The organism is Falsirhodobacter sp. 20TX0035 (assembly GCF_028307215.1).
Taxonomy (GTDB): Bacteria; Pseudomonadota; Alphaproteobacteria; order Rhodobacterales; family Rhodobacteraceae; genus Falsirhodobacter.
Map to the genome: position 1 here is coordinate 1 of NZ_JAQMHV010000053.1, position 232 is coordinate 232.

Here is a 232-nt window from a genome sequence, read left to right on the forward strand (position 1 = left end):
CTGCGTGGCCTGAGTAATGACGTCTACTTCGTAGTGGGGTTACTGACAACCATCGGCCTCTCCACCAAGAACGCCATCCTTATCGTCGAATTTGCTAAAGATTTGATGGATAAAGAGGGTAAAGGGCTGATTGAAGCTGCGCTGGAAGCGTGCCGTATGCGTCTGCGTCCTATCCTGATGACGTCACTGGCGTTTATTCTCGGGGTACTGCCGCTGGCGATCAGTACCGGTG

1 protein-coding gene is annotated in these 232 nt (G+C 53.0%); it reads left to right on the top strand.

The annotated features are described in order from the left end of the window. Window positions 1-232 (top strand): efflux RND transporter permease subunit (locus PIJ50_RS16385; RefSeq protein ID WP_271976669.1); only part of this gene is annotated, 232 nt, incomplete at both ends.